Source organism: Deinococcus deserti VCD115, assembly GCF_000020685.1.
GTDB lineage: Bacteria > Deinococcota > Deinococci > Deinococcales > Deinococcaceae > Deinococcus > Deinococcus deserti.
In genome coordinates, this window is record NC_012526.1 from 1,219,317 (window position 1) to 1,236,005 (window position 16,689).

15 protein-coding genes are annotated in these 16,689 nt (G+C 63.0%); 7 read left to right on the forward strand and 8 right to left on the reverse strand.

Annotation, left to right across the window (positions count from 1 at the left end; all coding sequences use genetic code 11):
* Positions 1-8: 8 nt before the first annotated feature.
* Positions 9-1,109: an NADH:flavin oxidoreductase/NADH oxidase gene (locus tag DEIDE_RS05785; protein WP_012693016.1), complete on the forward strand. Its 1,101-nt coding sequence runs from the start codon at positions 9-11 to the stop codon at positions 1,107-1,109.
* An 11-nt stretch (positions 1,110-1,120) separates the two neighbouring features.
* Here the strand turns inward: DEIDE_RS05785 and DEIDE_RS05790 are convergent, their stop codons facing one another.
* Positions 1,121-1,810, reverse strand: a complete 690-nt coding sequence (locus tag DEIDE_RS05790; protein ID WP_012693017.1) for an ABC transporter ATP-binding protein — start codon at positions 1,808-1,810, stop codon at positions 1,121-1,123.
* A gap of 69 nt (positions 1,811-1,879) precedes the next feature.
* On the opposite strand from DEIDE_RS05790, the gene DEIDE_RS05795 reads away from it, so the two are divergent.
* Both DEIDE_RS05795 and DEIDE_RS05800 read left to right on the forward strand, forming a co-directional pair.
* Positions 1,880-2,575 (forward strand): Crp/Fnr family transcriptional regulator, encoded by a 696-nt coding sequence (locus tag DEIDE_RS05795; protein WP_012693018.1) that lies wholly within the window; start codon positions 1,880-1,882, stop codon positions 2,573-2,575.
* Positions 2,576-2,658: 83 nt separating this feature from the next.
* Complete coding sequence (locus DEIDE_RS05800; RefSeq protein WP_012693019.1) at positions 2,659-3,411, forward strand: fumarylacetoacetate hydrolase family protein; 753 nt, start codon at positions 2,659-2,661, stop codon at positions 3,409-3,411.
* A gap of 73 nt (positions 3,412-3,484) precedes the next feature.
* Here DEIDE_RS05800 and DEIDE_RS05805 read toward each other — a convergent pair whose 3' ends face one another.
* The 4 genes from DEIDE_RS05805 to DEIDE_RS05820 all read right to left on the reverse strand — a co-directional run bounded on the left by DEIDE_RS05805 (position 3,485) and on the right by DEIDE_RS05820 (position 7,061).
* Positions 3,485-4,621, reverse strand: coding sequence for an acyl-CoA dehydrogenase family protein (locus tag DEIDE_RS05805; RefSeq protein WP_012693020.1), 1,137 nt, complete (start codon positions 4,619-4,621; stop codon positions 3,485-3,487).
* Between the two features lie 115 nt (positions 4,622-4,736).
* Positions 4,737-5,639, reverse strand: coding sequence for a DNA polymerase III subunit delta (gene holA / locus DEIDE_RS05810; protein ID WP_012693021.1), 903 nt, complete (start codon positions 5,637-5,639; stop codon positions 4,737-4,739).
* Between the two features lie 25 nt (positions 5,640-5,664).
* A complete protein-coding gene (locus DEIDE_RS05815) occupies positions 5,665-6,495 on the reverse strand; it encodes a serine/threonine-protein kinase (protein ID WP_420809963.1) in 831 nt (276 codons plus the stop codon).
* A gap of 41 nt (positions 6,496-6,536) precedes the next feature.
* Positions 6,537-7,061 (reverse strand): hypothetical protein, encoded by a 525-nt coding sequence (locus tag DEIDE_RS05820; protein ID WP_012693023.1) that lies wholly within the window; start codon positions 7,059-7,061, stop codon positions 6,537-6,539.
* Between the two features lie 709 nt (positions 7,062-7,770).
* Here DEIDE_RS05820 and argJ point away from each other — a divergent pair.
* The 4 genes from argJ (at position 7,771) to DEIDE_RS05840 (ending at position 12,568) form a co-directional block, all read left to right on the forward strand.
* Positions 7,771-8,928 (forward strand): bifunctional glutamate N-acetyltransferase/amino-acid acetyltransferase ArgJ, encoded by a 1,158-nt coding sequence (gene argJ / locus DEIDE_RS05825; protein WP_012693025.1) that lies wholly within the window; start codon positions 7,771-7,773, stop codon positions 8,926-8,928.
* A gap of 185 nt (positions 8,929-9,113) precedes the next feature.
* Entirely contained in the window at positions 9,114-9,878 is a 765-nt protein-coding gene (locus DEIDE_RS05830; RefSeq protein WP_012693026.1) for a hypothetical protein, read from the forward strand.
* Between the two features lie 75 nt (positions 9,879-9,953).
* The gene (locus DEIDE_RS05835; protein ID WP_012693027.1) at positions 9,954-10,706 is read left to right on the forward strand and encodes a shikimate dehydrogenase; all 753 of its coding nucleotides are present in this window, start codon (positions 9,954-9,956) and stop codon (positions 10,704-10,706) included.
* 467 nt (positions 10,707-11,173) lie between these two features.
* Entirely contained in the window at positions 11,174-12,568 is a 1,395-nt protein-coding gene (locus DEIDE_RS05840; RefSeq protein ID WP_012693028.1) for a hypothetical protein, read from the forward strand.
* A gap of 253 nt (positions 12,569-12,821) precedes the next feature.
* Here the strand turns inward: DEIDE_RS05840 and DEIDE_RS05845 are convergent, their stop codons facing one another.
* From DEIDE_RS05845 to DEIDE_RS05855, 3 genes are all read right to left on the reverse strand, one after another.
* The gene (locus tag DEIDE_RS05845; RefSeq protein WP_012693029.1) at positions 12,822-13,823 is read right to left on the reverse strand and encodes an ABC transporter permease; all 1,002 of its coding nucleotides are present in this window, start codon (positions 13,821-13,823) and stop codon (positions 12,822-12,824) included.
* 4 nt (positions 13,824-13,827) lie between these two features.
* On the reverse strand, positions 13,828-14,856 hold the full coding sequence (locus DEIDE_RS05850) for an ABC transporter permease (protein ID WP_012693030.1): 1,029 nt from the start codon (positions 14,854-14,856) through the stop codon (positions 13,828-13,830).
* Between the two features lie 154 nt (positions 14,857-15,010).
* A complete protein-coding gene (locus DEIDE_RS05855) occupies positions 15,011-16,588 on the reverse strand; it encodes an ABC transporter substrate-binding protein (RefSeq protein ID WP_012693031.1) in 1,578 nt (525 codons plus the stop codon).
* Between the last annotated feature and the right edge of the window lie 101 nt (positions 16,589-16,689).

The window sequence follows — 16,689 nt, forward strand, 5'->3', positions numbered from 1 at the left end:
TTGGGCAGGTGACCCAGCCCAGCGCCACCGTGACCCCCCTTCTGTTTACTCCCCTCAAAATTGACAGCCTGACCTTGCCCAACCGGGTGGTGCTCTCGCCCATGTGCATGTACAGCGCGCAAAATGGCCTCGCCAACGAGTTTCATCAGGTTCATCTCGGCCAGTACGCCCTGAGCGGCCTGGGCCTGATCTTCACCGAGGCTGCGGCCGTTTCGCCTGAGGGCCGCATCAGCCCCGAGGACCTGGGTCTGTGGGATGATTCGCAGATTCTCCCCCTGGGCCGAATTACTGATTTCGCCCATGCCCACGGCGCCTTGATCGGTATTCAGCTGGCGCATGCCGGGCGCAAGGCCAGCACCTATGCGCCCTGGCGCGGGCGGGGAATGGTGCCTATCGAGCAGGGTGGCTGGTCAGTGATCGGGCCAGATGGCCGGGCGTTCCACGAACTGTACCCCGTGCCTTCGGCCATGACCACCGATGACATCGCGCGGGTGACGGCTGATTTCGCGTCTGCAGCGCGCCGCGCTGAAATGGCGGGCTTTGATGTCGTGGAGGTTCACGCGGCGCACGGCTACCTGCTTCACCAGTTCCTGTCCCCGCTGGCCAACAGCCGCACCGACAAGTACGGCGGCTCCTTCGAAAACCGGGTTCGCTTCCTGCTCGAAGTCGTGCGGGCTGTGCGGGCGAGCTGGCCTTCCCACAAGCCGCTGTTCGTGCGTCTCAGTGCCACCGACTGGGCTCCAGGCGGGTGGGACGAGTTTCAGACCGTGGACCTTGCGCGGCTGCTGCGTTATGAGGGAGTAGACGTGCTGGATATCAGCAGCGGTGGGTTGACGACCGAGCAGCGCATCACGGTGGGCTCGGCCTATCAGACACCGTTTGCTGCAATGGTTCGCCGGGAAGTTCCTGATCTCATCGTCATGACGGTGGGCCAGATCGAAACCCCGGAACGTGCCGAGGGCCTGCTCCTCAACGGCGACGCCGACCTGATTGCTCTGGGCCGACCTCTGCTGGGCGATCCGCACTGGGTGTGGAAGGCGGCCGTGGCGATGGGCGTGAAGCCTCAGGTCGTGCCTCCCTATGAGCGCGGCACCCGCACCACGCTGTAGGTCGCTACCGCTCAGGCGTCCGTGAACTGACCGTCGAGCAGATGCAGGGTGCGATCGGCGTAGGCTGCCAGCCGGTCATCGTGGGTGACCAGCAGCACGCCCGCGCCCTCTTCCCTGGCCAGACTGACCAGCAGGGCCGCGACCGTTTCAGCGTTGGCCCGGTCCAGGCTCCCGGTCGGTTCGTCAGCCAGCACAACCGCCGGTCGGGCGGCCAGGGCCCTGGCGACCGCCACGCGCTGGCGTTCCCCGCCGCTCAAGACGCCGGGAAGACTGGCCTCCCTGCCCTGAAGGCCCACCCGGGCAATTAACTCCCGAGCCCGGCCTGGGTGGTCCTGACCGGCCAGCCGGCAGGGGATCAGCACATTGTCCAGCACGCTGAGATCCTCCAGCAGGTAGTGGTGCTGGAAGACCAGCCCGACCCGCCCGGCCCGCCGCTGCGCACGGGTCTGGGTATCCAGCGTGTCGGCCCGTTCGTCTGCCCACCAGACCTCGCCCTGCTGAGGAATATCCAGCCCGCCCAGCAGGTGCAGCAGGGTGCTTTTGCCGCTGCCGCTGGGGCCGGTGACCGCTACGACCTCGCCAGGCCACACCTCCAGGCTGACCCCGTGTAATACGTCCGTTCCGGCAAAACCGTGGCGGAGATTCCGGGCGTGCAGGACAGGCGGATGGGATGTTGCCGGGGAGAGCGTCACGACGCGCATGCTAGGGCATCTGACCTATAGACGCTGGTGTTGCACGCTCCGGGGGCGACGGGACGCTACACTGCGCGCGTGGACCTGCTGGACACTCTGAAACACTCCCCCCTTTTCCAGCGCGTGCCTGAAGACGCTGTGCGTGAGGCGGCCCGTGTTGTCACCCCCCGGAATTTCCAGGCGGGTGACACCGTTCTGGAACAAGATGCCCAGGGAGAAGCCCTCTACCTGCTCACCAGTGGTGCCGTGCGGGTCAGCCGGGTCAGTCTGGGCAGCCGTGAACGGGTCATGGGTGATGTCTATGCCCCGGGCGTGATCGGCGAGACTGCCGTTCTGGCCTCCGTGGGCGAACGCAGCGCCACCGTTGTCGCGCTGACTGATGTCACTACGCTGATGCTCTACCGCGATCATTTTTCGCAGATCCTGCGCCGTCACCCCCTGGTGCTCTGGAACCTCAGCGCCATGCTGGCCCAGCGCATCACCCACCTCAATGACGAGCTGATCGCCTTCGGCCTGAACACCGAAGCGGCCCTGGCCCACGTCTTTACGCATCAGCACCGGCAGCGTGTGCAGGCTGGGATACCGAGCCCGGAAGTTCTGCCGCTGGGAACCCAGGACATCATGCAGCGCATCAGCGCCAGCCGTGAGACCGTGTCGCGTGTGATGCGCAAGATGGAACGCCAGGGTCTGTTGAAGGTCAGCAACCAGACTGTGGTACTGCTGGACGTGCACGCCCTGGAGCAAAGCAGCCTGGACGAGGCGGACAACGAGTAAAACCCTTTCGTTGGGTGTTGATCTGACTCGGGGGTTTCGGGGAGCACGGGGTGCTGTGCGCCCACGCCCGGTATCTTACAGATATGCGTCTCGTCAGAATTCTTCATCAGGGGCAGGCCCGCTGGGGTCAGCTGCAGCAGGATACGGTACTTCTCAGCAGTGGAATGGGGGAAGCACCGACCGGAGAGACCGTACCGTTTGACCCGGCTGCCCTGCTCGCGCCTGCTGAGCCCAGCAAGATCGTGTGCGTGGGCCGCAACTACCTGGACCACATCCGGGAACTCGGCAATGACACCGGCGACCTTCCGAAAGAGCCGGGGATTTTCCTCAAGGGGCCCAACACCCTGGCCGAACCCGGCGGAACAGTCGTGCGTCCGGACTGGACTGATAACTTTCATTTCGAGGGCGAACTGGCCCTGGTCATGGGCAAACAGGCGCGTAACCTGAGCCCAGAGACCGCCCTGGACCACGTTGCCGGCTTTACCTGTGGTCTGGACCTGACCGCGCGTGACCTGCAGAAGACCGACCTGCAGTGGTTCCGGGCCAAGGCCGCAGACCGGTTTTGTCCGCTTGGACCGTGGCTGGAGACCGACTTCAATCCAGCTGATGTCCAGGTTCAGACCCGGGTCAACGGTGAGACGCGCCAGAACGGGCGCACAGCCCAGATGATTTTCCCTGTCGTGGACATTCTGGTCTACATCACGCGGTTCGTGACGCTGGAAGCCGGAGATGTGGTGCTGACCGGCACCCCTGACGGGGTCGGGGCCCTGCAAAGCGGCGATAAGGTTGAAGTTGAAGTCGAGGGCATTGGAGTGCTGACCACGCTCATAGGCTAAGCAGACAAAGAAGGGAGGCCGGACTGTGTCCGGCCTCTTGTTTTGTCGCACACCAAGGGTTGTGCGTCTGGTCTTATCTGAGCAGGTGGCGGCTGATCACGACACGCTGGATCTCGTTGGTGCCCTCGTAGATCTGGTTGAGCTTGACGTCACGAAGCAGCTTCTCCACCGGGTACTCACCGACATAGCCGTAACCCCCGTGTACCTGAATCGCTTCGTTCGCGGCGTCGAAGGCCATTTCCGAGCAGTAGGCCTTGGCAATCGCACTTTCATACCCGTGGGGCTGGCCCTGGTCTACCAGCCAGGCGGCCTTCTGGTACATCAGGCGCCCCGTTTCGATGCCCATGGCCATTTCGGCCAGCTTGAACTGAATGGCCTGGAACTGTGCGATGGGTTTGCCAAACGCCTCGCGTTCCTTGGCGTATTTGACGCTTTCGTCCATCGCGCGCCGGGCAATTCCGACGCTGCCCGCCGCCACCGGAATGCGGGTCTTGTCCAGGGTCTTCATGGCGATCTTGAAGCCGTCCCCCAGTCCACCCAGCTGGTTTTCTCTGGGAACGCGAACGTTCTCGAACACGAGTTCCGAAGTCAGGCTTGCCCGCTGGCCCATCTTGTGCTTGATCTTGTTGTATGAAAAGCCCGGCGCGTCCTTGGGGACAACCAAGGCGACCGTAGCCTTATGCCCGCCCTGCCGGTCGGTCGTGGCGAACACCACTGTGATCTCGGCCAGACCACCGTTGCTGATCCACATCTTGGTGCCGTTGAGGACCCATTCGTCACCGTCGAGCACTGCGGTCGTGTGCATGGCAGCGGCATCTGAACCGTTGTTCGGCTCACTGAGCGCAAAGGCGGCCAGCCCTGCTTTCTCCGTCAGGGGGCCCAGGAACCGCTGCTGCTGCTCCTCTGTGCCCCCGATCAGGAGCGGCGCGATGCCCAGCTCGCTGGCCATCAGAACGGTGTAGATACCCATGCAGCCGTAGGCCAGCTCCTCACCGATCAGGCACTCGTCGAACATCCCCAGGCCCAGCCCCCCGGCATGTTCGGGAATGGTGGGGTTGAGCAGTCCGACCTCGAACGCTTTCTCGACGACCTGCCAGGGCAGCTCTTCTTTCTGGTCGTATTCGGCCGCGATAGGAATGATTTCCCTGCGTGCAAAATCACGGGCGAGTTGCTGCAACTGGCGTTGTTCGTCGTTCAGGGTGAAGTCCATGTGCGCTCCTGTGAAGTCGCCACGCCGGGCGACCAATCGTTTATACCGAGTTCAATTTATCAGAATGAGAACAGACTCTTATAGCCTAACGGTCGTTAGGCAATTCGGGAAGCCGTCACACGCTCAGTTGCACAATCAGCCGCTCCAGCACCGTGCCAGCATCAAGGCCGCGCTTCATTCCCAGGTCCGCTTCAAGGATGCGGCTCAGGTGCCCTCGCATGCGGGCTTCATTCAGCCGCCGGGCCACATCCAGGGCTTTCTTTGCCGGGTACGGCTTGACCCCCAGCCGCTGCGCCGCCAGCGCTTCGGTGACGCGGCCTTCTTCCTGCAGCAGGGCCACGCAGCGGGCCACCAGGCTGTATTGCCAGATCACTGCGCCCATCAGCTTGAAAGGGTCCTCGCCGGATGCCAGAAGCCGCCGCAACTGCGTCAATGCTTCGCCGGGCCGCCCGGCAGTGGCTGCGCCCAGCATGGCAAAGCTGTCCCCTGGAGGCTCCCGGCCGACGACGCGATGAACAGTGACGCGGTCCAGAGCGCCGTCCAGCAGAGCCAGCTTGTTCAACTCGCCGACGATGCCTGCAAGGTCAGGCCCAAACACCTCACCCAGATACGCAGCGGCGTCGCGCTCCAGAGGAAGCCCAGCTTTTTTGGCACGCTGCACCACCCAACCGGTCACGTCTCCTGGTTTAACCGGTGCTGGCGAAGGGATGACCTCGCCGTGTTTTTCGTACAGCTTGAGGCGGGTCGCCGGCGGAGCCTCGTCAAGCAGCGCGACCGTGACCGGCGCGCCTGAGAGCAGCTCAAGCAGCGCCTTGTCAGCCTTGACACCCTCCAGGTCGACAATGACGCCTCCATCCCCAAACAGCCCAGGAGAGAGGTGGGGACGCAACCCCTCAGCGCTGACGTCCTCGCCGCCCAACCGGGGTAGTTCACGGGGGTTGAGCCCACGGGCGCGCAGTGAATCACGCAGGGTTTCATCAGCCAGAAACCGGTTTCCGGTAAATGCGAGCAGGGCCACGCCCCGACTGTATCCCGCTGCGCCCTCAGCTGCTCAGGAGTGAATCACCCTGAGCAGTGAGGTCTACACCAAGCCCGGCGGCTATCTCTGAGAGCCAGTCAAGCATGACCGCGGCGCTTCCCGGGCGGTCCTGAGGGTCGCGCCGCATGGCGGCCAGCATCAGCGGATGCAGGCTACGTGGGCCGGGAAGCGCCGCGCGATCGTCGTGCAGGCCAGCCAGCCAGCCCATGGCATCTTCGTACGGTGGGAAGCCCGCCAGACAGTCAAACAGCAGGACACCAGCCGAATACAGGTCACTGCGCGGCTCTCCCCGCAGGCCGCGGAACTGCTCGGGGGCCATGAAATGCGGCGTGCCCATGCGGGTGCCCTGGTGGATATCCAGAGGCAGCCCGCGGGCGTGGCTCATGCCGAAATCGATGATTCGGACGGCGTCGGCCAGTGGCCGGCTTTTAGCCAGAAGCACATTTTCCGGCTTCAGGTCCTGGTGGGTGACGCCCTGCCAATGCAGTTGGCGCAGACCTTGCAGCACGCCCGCCGTAACCCTCAGTGCTTCAGGTACAGGCAGGGGACCGTTCTCGATCCGTTGGCGCAAGGTGCAGCCCTCAATCCATGAAAAGAACAGCTGTGTGGGAGAACGGGCCAGTAATGTCGCCAGCTGCCGATGATTCAGACAGGACGCCACGGTTCCTTCGTGTTCGAAACGTGCCACTGTGTCGGTGTCATTGGATTCGAGGGTTTTAACGAATACGTCGCGGTCCTGCCAGCGGGCACGCTCGGCCACCACACCTCCATGGCGTGACACCAGCACAGTGCCCTCCAGAGGCTGAACAGCCGACATGATCTGCACGTCCGCCATCATATTGACCTTTCCGGGCTTCTGGCCCACGGGGAACAGGTTCAGTTCAGCCTCACACTGCTGGTCAGGTTCTTGATAACAGCTTCATTGCGGCTGTAGTCCTTGACGTTACCCGCCACTGTGACCACAAGAAGGCGGCCGTTCAGGCTGGTCATCAGGAGTTCACGGCGTAGTTCATCGCCCTGTCCGGGAGTAGTGAATACAAACTGCGCCCAGGACGTTCCGCCCTGCTGCAGCAGATTGGCCTTAAGGGACTTGATATTGGGAACCTGGGCCCGGATCAGAGCAGGAAACTGGGCAACCAGTTTTTCGACTTCATTGGTGGCCAGTTTGCCTTCGCGCCATTCGAACGCGACGCTGACCTTGCGGTCTTCGGTCACAAAAACGACGTCTGGTCGGCCAGCGGCTGATGGAAAGGCTTTGCGGATGCCCTCGGCGGTCAGGGTCAGGAGCTTGGCGTTGGGTTCCACAGTGACTGGCAGAATGCCAAGTTTCACGGGGGCTGCCGCGGCCAGACCGGACAGAACAGTGGCGGCGGACAGGGTGACAAGCAGAGCGCGCTTCATGTGGTCTCACCCTATCCGCCGCATCCACGCTGCTCATGAAGTGCGTATGAGGAACGTGGAAGGTGAATCATATGGCAATCAGGCCATGCGCCCTGGTGCTGGAGGCTCGTCCTTGTCAAGAAAGCCCGCTGCGCGCACCAATAATCATGCTGGTCACGTAGGTGTTGGCCCGGATCAGCTGTGACATTCCTGTGGCGAGCGCGTCCCAAAGCCCCTGATGCCATAGCCAGTAAGCTCCCGGCTCGCCTCGGCACGGCCGCTCTGGCCCGGAGCCGCGGTGCCACTCTCACCCGACCGGCACAATCTGGCATACAAGGGTCCTGAGCGAGACGTTGTCCTGACAGTCTTTTCCTGGTAGCGCGTCTTGCCGGCGTATACCCTCCGGGAACCGGTCTGTGCAATCCATCGGACCTGATGGATACCGGCCGTCAGCCTGATCAGGTCACGGTTATCACACAGGTAAGCCGGGCCAATGACAGGTCTGGCTCTTGGATTGAGTGCTGGCCAGAGCATGCAGCTGTAGTAATGGGGCACTGCCTACTCGCTTCTCGGCGAAGGTGATGTCTCGGGCGTAAGCAAGTTTGAAGTGAGAATCAGGATCTGCCTATGGTGGCGGTCAAGTGCCAATGGTTGCACTCCAGAAGGCACGGGCCACAGCTCCGGGCAGGAAGACCTGAAGGTCAGGGCAGGTGGCCGCTAGACTCTGCGCATGACCGATCTCCAGCTTCCAACCGGTTTTCGCGCCGCGGCCCTTGCCGCTGGAATCAAGCCCAGTGGCAGGACCGATCTGAGCACTGTGGTTTCAGATGCCGACTGTGCCTGGGCCTTCGCAGGGACCCGCAGCACGACAGCTGCGGCCTGCGTGACCCGCAACCGTGATGTCTACGCTCAGGGTGGGCCAGTGCGCGCGCTGCTGGTCAATGCCGGCAACGCCAACGCCGCCACAGGTGCCCGGGGCGCAGCCGATAACGCTGATATGGCCGACGCGCTGGGGAGCGTGCTTAATGTGCCTCAGGACAGTGTGCTGACCGCCAGCACCGGCATCATCGGGCACCTGCTGCCTATGGACCGGGTACTCAGCGGCATCGAGCATCTGCCCGAAGACCTGGGAAGTGGCGCTGACCTCTTTGCCCAGGCCATCATGACCACCGATACCCGGCCCAAAACGGCCTCCGTGACCCTCAGCACCGGCGCGCGGATCGTGGGAACTGCCAAGGGCAGCGGCATGATTCATCCCGATATGGCCACCATGTTTGCCTTTGCCCTTACCGACGCCCAGGTCGATCAATCCGCCCTGCGCGCTGCTTTCCCAGCTATTGTCGCGCGCACATTCAATGCCGTGACCGTAGACGGAGACACCAGCACAAACGACATGGCAGTGGTGCTGGCCAATGGCCTGGCGGGGCCGGTACCGCTGGAAGAGTTCCTGGAAGCGCTCGAAGGAGTCATGCGCAACCTGGCCCGCCAGATCGCCGCCGATGGAGAAGGCGCGACCAAGCTCCTGACCGTGCGTGTGTCAGGGGCACGGAGCGAGGCCGAGGCCCTGAACGCTGCCCGCACCTGCTGCGTGAGCCCGCTGCTCAAGAGCGCAGTACACGGCAACGACCCCAACTGGGGACGCGTCATCATGGCGGTAGGCCGCAGTGGCGCAGCCGTAAATGTCGAGGCGATGACCGTCAGTGTCCAGGGCCACGCCGTCTTTGCGGGCAAGCCGCTTTCCTATGACGATGCGACGGTCAGCCAGAGCATGAAGGCTGAAGAGGTTGTTTTCGAAATCAACCTGGGGGTTGGAGAAGCCGTGGGGGAGGCCTGGGGCTGCGACCTGAGTGCTGAATATGTCAGCATCAACGCTGACTACACGACCTGAAGCCTGTGTGATGCGCGCCTAACGCGACGAAGACGCGACCCCTGTTTCTGGCTGGCATAGTTTGACTGGCAGAGAAGGCCGCCCAGGCACCTGGGCTGCTGGATTTCCGGCAGCCTTCGGGCCTGGCCTTTGAGGGAACCTTGAGGGCTGGATACCCAGCCCGGGCCCTCGGCGTACCGTGTCGTATGACCCAAGCCCTGAGCAATACACTCACAGACCTGCTCCAGGAGTCTGCACTCGCCCGTCCAGTGGATCTGCGCTATGCGTCTAACCGGTACGCCGTAGGAGGCGCAGTGGCGGCGGCCGTGACCGCGAGGCTGCTGGGCGGGAGTTGGGCAGATGCGCTGGGGGTAGGCGGCGCAGCGTTTCTGGCCTGGGCTACCGCGCGTGAGCTTGACCCTGACCATTCTGAGACGGCCACCGTGGCGCTCCCGGTCGCCGCGGCAGCCGCATGGATGGGCGGCCCCGGCAATCCCCTGTCCGGGCTGGCTGCCCTGAGCGCGCTGCGAGTGATGGCTGGGACTGTTGGGCGTGGTCCCACGGCAGTTGATCTCGCGGCCCTGGCTGGTCAGGCCGGCCTGAGTGCGGCTTGCGGTGAAAAGGCGGCTGCGCTGCTGCCTGCCGTGACGCCCTACGTTACACCCGGTGCCAAGGCCCTGTGGCCGATGGGCGGGGCGCTGGTGCCTGCTCTCAGCGGAGGGGCCGGCGCTTCCCTGCCAGCCAGCATTACCGGACTTGCTGCCCTGATTCTGGCACCTCGGCTGATCGAACCGGAACTGACAGCAGCGGAGTGTGACCATCCACCGCGAACGGTGCAGCCTGTAAGGGTCCAGCGGGCCCGTCAGGCGGCTGTGCTGACCATTCTGGGAGGTGTGGTTACCGGACAGACCCGGTCATTGGTCCCCCTGGCAGCAGCAGCATTGGCTGTCGGCCTGCGGCGTCAGGGGTAAGACGGCATGATCAAAAGCGTGCCGTGAACTGCAGGCCGCTGCGGCCGGGCAGGACGCACGCTACACTTTCCGCTGATGCCTGCGCCCTTCGACACGCCCCTGGCCCTGATCGGTCACCCACCTGACGCCGCGCGTGCCCTCAGGGCGCTGGGACTGCTGGCCATGAGTGTGCCGACCGATAACCTGGGAGCTACTTTGGAGGCCTGCCGGGCGCTGCACTTCACCGGGGCCATAGTGCACTCGACCCTCGAATCGCATCTGCCTGATATCAGCACCCCAGATGCCGGTGCGCGGCGGGTAGGCCGGGTGGACGCCCTGGCATTTGCGGGGGGCACACATGGCATTTTCGCCTTGTCAGATGCTCTGGGCGAAGCCCTGACCGACAGCGGCTATGCCACTCGCGGGGCTGGCGCCCTGCTGATTGGCCTGGACGCCGTGGACCTTACACTGGCGCTCCCACTGGCCCGGCTGGGTTTTGCCAACATCGGGGTAGCGGCCGAGACGCTTCCAGATGCCGAACGCGCAGCCCGTCATCTTCCGGCTGGTTTGCGGACCTTCCCGGTCAGCCGCCGTGACGCAGCGCTGGCGACCCTGGCCGAACGGGCGGACCTGATTGTCCTGACCGGCGGATCGTTGCCGTTGGGACTTCTGCAGCCTTATCACACCCTGGCAGACCTGACCGGACACGCGGTCGTCGGCGCTTCAGGGGCCACTGTGCTGGACCTGTCATCATTGCCCGCCCGCCGCCTGGCCCGGCAGCTGGAACACGCCACGGGGCAGCGCTTTCATGCTCAGGATCTGTCTGAGATCGCAGCATTACTGCACTAGGGTACGGGAGTCATATGGTGACGGTAACTTCCGGGATGGCTCAGCAGGATCACAGGGGACTATAGACGTCGTGGCATCTGCTGTCTGATCAAGGCAGTAACCAAACTTCATTTCCTAGGCCACAAGAGCATTCCAAAGGGAGATGGTCCTCTGCTGGCAGGTCATGTCCACGGCCTGCCTACATGTCTGTTGCGGCGCGCAGAGCTCTTTTAAGGAGTCTGGCCGTTTCATATCCAGCTGGTGAGCTTTTTCTGACGGGCGGTACTGGTCAGGGTATGGATTGAAGCTGGCTCTGACAGTGCCACACCTGGGCACACCCTGTCCGGGAGTTGACACCTGGTTACCTAAAAGCCGTAGAGTACGGTTGTTTTCAGATTCTGAGTATCTGTCGTGCGTGGCGTGAGCCGCGTACTTCCTGCGGTGTGCCCTTGGCCCTCAAATTGACATTCCCTGATCCTGGAGGATTCATGACTGTTGCACTACGCCTTTCTGTTCGCCCTGCCTTAGCTGTCCTGGCCGCAAGTCTGCTGCTGGCCAGTTGCAGCACCACCCCCGCTCCAGTAGCGGAGACCCGTCCCCACGACGCCCGCACTTTCACGCCTGTGGTGCCGACCACGACGCCGGTCCCGGGCGCAAGTCTGTATCAGGGAACCTACGCTGGCCTGAAAGGCCAGGCGAGCTACCAGATTGAGGTGCCCGACAACTGGAACGGCACGCTGGTCATGTACGCTCACGGCTACGCGGGCACAGGCCAGGAACTGAAAGTCGCGCCGCCGGCACTCCGTACTTACCTGCTTAGCCAGGGCTACGCCTGGGCCGCAAGCAGTTACTCGGCCAACTACTACGACGTGCAGGCTGGTGTGGAAGACACCAACGCGCTGGCGCTGGCGTTCCCCACACTGACTGGGGGAAAGCACGCCAAGCCCGGCAAGTACCTGATCATGGGCGTCTCGATGGGCGGCCATATCGCAGGTGCAGCCGTTGAAAAGGAAACGCTGGCCACCGCACGCAGCAAAGTGAACTATGCCGCCGCCCTTCCTCTTTGTGGGGTCATGGACGAGGAATACGAATTCCAGTGGCTGGGAGATTACACCATGGCCGCCGCGCAGCTGGCCGGTCAGGGCACACGGACCTATCCTCAGGCCGACTATCAGGACAGGCTGGCGGCCATCAAGGCGGCGCTGTTCACGGAAACTGAGGGCTCCCACTGGACCGAAAATCCAACTCAGGGCGCTAAGTTGCGGGACCTTGCGCGCAATCTCACCGGTGGCGACCGCCCGGTCTTCGAACTGGGCTTCCGACTGGCTGGTACGCAGAGTGCCGTGTTCAGCACGGGTGGAGCGGACGGCACGATTAACGGCATTCTGAACAAGTCTCTGTATGGAAATGTCGGCGTGACCTACCGCTGGACCACCGGCCCTACCCCCACGGCCGAAGAGCTGGCGTTCAATGCCGCTCTCCCGCGCGTATTTGCTTCAATGAAGGCCAATCAGGCACGCCCTGATGGATTGCGGTGGTTGCCCCGGGTGAACGGTGAGTTCAGCGTGCCGGTGCTCACCCTGCATACCCTGGGCGACTTCTATGTGCCGTTTGCCCATCAGCAGAAATACCGGCTGGCGGCCCAGGCGAACGGCAATGGTGACCGGCTGGTGCAGCGGGCCATCCGCGCTGCTGGGCATTGTGAGTTCACTGCCCCCGAACTGGTGGAAGCTTTCAACGACCTGGTGATCTGGGAAAAAACTGGTGTGAAGCCCACTGGTGATGACGTGCTGACTGCCGCTACGGTCGCAGCACCTACATACGGGTGCCGCTTCACGCGAGGCGTCCGTGCTGGCGTAGAAGCCTGCCCGGCCCAACCCTGATCCACTGCCTGGCAAAACGACATCACTGGAAGGAGCAGCCACCGTGCTGCTCCTTCTTATTGCAACAGGCTGTGATCGGGAGGAGAGGGCGCGACGAGCCTTTTGCCTGGAAGCCGCTGGTCTTCGACAGACTCTGCTGGTTGGTTATTGTTTTGGGGATATGTGCTGGAGCTGCGTCCGTCTTACCGGACGCGGCTCTTTCTACAGAAAGGCGGCCCCCTGGGGCCGCCTTTATCGTGTTGGCTTGCCGCCGCTACTGGGTACTGCGCGGGTCAAGAACGTCGCGCAGACCGTCACCCAGAAGGTTGAATCCCAGCACGGTCAGGAAGATAGCGAACCCTGGAAACAGCATGGTCCACGGCGCGTCAATGTAGTACTGACGCGAGTCGCTGATCATGGTGCCCCATTCCGGCATGGGCGGCTGGGCTCCGATGCCCAGGAAGCCCAGGGCAGCGACCTCAATGGTCGCGGTGGCGATACTCAGCGCGCCCTGAACGATCAGAGGTGAGAGGCTGTTGGGGAGAACGTGCCGGAAAATGGTGCGTCCCTGGGAAGCACCAAGCGCGCCAGCGGCCTGCACAAATTCACGCTCACGGACACTCAGCACCACCGAACGGGCCAGACGCAGGTAGACGGGAACCTGCACCAGCGACACCGCCAGCATGGCGGTCACCAGCTGAGGGCTGTTCAGGGCAAACATCCGGTCCATCACGGCAATGGGGGGGGGTGGATCACTGGCATTGAAGATGCTTGCAAAGCCGATGGCCAGCAGAATTCCTGGGAATGCCAGCATGACATCCGAGAAGTAGCCCAGCACATTGTCGAGCCAGCCACCAAAGTAGCCGGCAAAGATACCCAGCAGTGATCCTACGACCAGGGCCAGGATGGTACTGACAACACCGACCTTCAGACTCAGCTGCGCGCCGTGCAGCACCCGGGTGGAAATACTGCGGCCCAGGTTGTCTGTTCCGAAGGGCGCAGCCCAGGCATTGACTTTTCCAGTGACCGGATCCTTATAGGTCTCGGCCACCTCCTTGTTCCACAGCGCGGCAACGCTCGGCGGTTTGAGGTTCATGCGGTAATTACGGTCGGTGGTTGGGTCATAGGGCTTGAGCACCGGGGCCAGGATCGCCAGCAGGACAAAGAGCGCCACGATGACAGCACCGACCTTGCCTGGTGTACTGCGGCGGAAACGGCGCCAGAAGACGCTCTGGGACCCGCGGGGTTTGGTCAGGGTAGGGGAGATGGTCGTCACGGGGTCACCTGTACTGAATGCGCGGGTCAAGCGCGGCGTAGCTGAGGTCGACCAGCAGGTTCACGAGGCTGACCACCAGCGCTGCAAAAATTACTCCACCCTGGATGACAGGGTAGTCGCGCTGGCTGATGGCCTCATACACCCATGACCCGATGCCCGGCCACGAGAAGATGGTTTCGGTCAGAACCGCGCCGCCCAGCAGAGCGCCAGCCTGCAGCCCGATCACCGTGACCACCGGCAGCATCGCGTTGCGCAGTGCATGCTTGAGGGTCACGCTGCGTCCGGACAGGCCTTTGGCACGGGCCGTCCGCACGTAGTCCTGTCCTAAAACATCCAGCATGCTGCTGCGCGTGATCCGCGCGATGATCGCCAGGGGAATACTCCCCAGAGCGATGGCCGGCAGAAGCAGGTGGCGCAGGGTGTCCCAGAGTGCCGCCGGCTGTCCACGCAGTATGGCGTCCAGAACATACAGTCCTGTGATCGGTTCGAGGGTCGATTCATTGCCCAGACGGGCGCTGGGAGGCAGCCAGCCCAACTTCACGGCAAAGAAATACGAGAGCAGCAGACCCAGCCAGAACACGGGCATGCTGACCCCCACCAGACTGATGGTGGTCGCCAGGTTGTCCCACATGCTGTTGCGCCGCAACGCCGCAATAATGCCCGCCGGCATGCCGATCAGGATCGCGAAGGTGAGCGCTGCCAGACTCAGCTCTGCCGTGGCTGGGAAGCGGGATCCCAACTCGTCACGAACAGGGATATTGCTCTTGATGCCGCTGCCCAGATCACCCTGTACCAGGGCCTGAATGTACTTGGGGTACTGGGCGTCCATTGGGTTGGACGGATTGAAAAACCAGGGCTTGTTCAGCCCCATCTGCTCGCGTAGAGCTGCCGCTGCGGCTGGCGTCGCCCGCTCGCCCAGCAGCGCCGTTGCAGGGTCGCCAGGGATGGAACGGACGAACACAAACACCACCAGGCTGATGCCCAGCATGACCACCAGGGTCCTTAACAGGCGCCGGATCAGATAACTGCCCAAAATAGGACCTCCTTGGAAAACAGAATAGAACTCTCCGGAGACGCAAGGTCAGGCGGGGCGGGCCGCTCCGAGCTGGCCCGTCCCGCCGTATCTGCTGCCTGAAGCCTGACCCCGGGAGGGTCAACTGCCTTCTCCCGGGGAGGCCAGAGGGTGCTTACTTCTTGCCGTCAACGCTGATGGTGTTAAAGGCCTCACTGCCCAGCGGGCTGGGAATCCAGCCCTTGACGTAGGAGCGGGCCGCGGCCAGCGGGTTGCTGTGCACCATGGGAATGCGGTAGGCAGCCTTGTAGGTAAGCTCGTGAAGCTGAGCGTACACCTTGGCCTTCTCTGCCTTGCCGACGGCGGCGCGGCCACGCTCGAGCAGGGCCTGCACTTCGGGTGGATTCCAGTTGATGTCGCTGCTGCCGTTGGGGCCGTAGTACGCGCCGTAGAAGTTGTCCGGGTCGCCGTAGTCGCCGGTCCAGCCGATCATGTACATGTCGAAGCCGGGTTCCTTGTTGCGGTCTTCCAGGTACTTGGCCCAGTCTTCGGTCTTCAGGTTCACCTTGATGCCAATGGCGCTCAGGTCAGCTGCAATGGCCTCGGCGATGGGCTTGGGGGTCGGGAAGTAGGGGCGGCTGACGGGCATGTACCACAGGTCGATGGTAAAGCCGTTGGGGTAACCGGCGTCGGCCAGCAGCTTCTTGGCGGCGGCTGGATCGTACTTGTAGTCGGCAGGCACGCTCTTGCTGTTGGCCCAGTCCAGCACGGGGGGCAGGAAGCTGGCGTTGCTGACACCCAGACCGTTCCAGAAAGCATCAACAATGGCCTTCTTGTTGACGGCCATGGTGATCGCCTGACGCACCTGTGCGTTCTTCAGGTACTGGTTTTTGTTGTTCATGGTGAAGAAGCCCACGTTGAAGCTGGGTCGCTTCACGGCCACAAGGTTGCGGTCGGCGTTGATGGCCTTGAGGCTGTCGGGGCTGAGGTCGCCGGTGAAGTCGATGGTGCCGGCCTTCAGTTCGTTCAGACGCTGGGACGCGTCCTTGATGGCGCGGATCACCACGGTGTCTACCTTGGGTTTGGTGCCCCAGTAGGCCTTGTTGGCCACCAGGGTCACGCGGTCACCCGTGCGCCATGACTGGAAAATGAACGGGCCGGTGCCGATGGGCTTGCTGGCCGGCGTGCCGTATTTGGCGCCGTCCTTCCTGATGGCCGTGGGGCTGGCAATCCCGAAGTAGCCCGCGCCGATGACTTCTGGGAAGACGCTGCTGGGCTTGTTGAGGTCCACCCGCACGGTGTAGTCGTTGACCTTGACGATGTTCTTGATGACCGAGGTCGCGTCGCCCTTGAAGCCGCCGAGCAGGTCGCCCACGATTTCGTAGGTGCGGCCCTGGTCGCGGAAGCCGTAGGGGTGGCTCTTGTCCCACCAGCGGCTCATGTTGAAGACCACTGCGTCGGCGTTGAACGGCGTGCCGTCATGGAACTTCACGTTGCGGCGCAGGTTGAAGGTCCACTGAGTGGCGTTGGCATTGCTCTTCCAGCTGGTGGCCAGTCCGGGCTCGGTGTCGGTGGTGCCGTTCTTGAAATCGACCAGCGTGTCGTAGATCTGACGCTGAATCAGAATGCTGATGCCGTCCGTGATGTTTCCGGATTCCAGGCTGACGGGTTCACCGTTGGCGCCGAAGACCAGCGTGGCGGCCGAAGCGGTGGGAAGGGCGGCGAGCAGGGCGGTAAGAAGCAATTTCTTCATGGAGCCTCCGGGCGGGTCAGGACACTGTGAATGAGTGCACCGTGACCGTAGGTTAAACGAGTTGGCGTGCGCCCAGCCTAGGCGGGAAGGCCGAGGGTGTC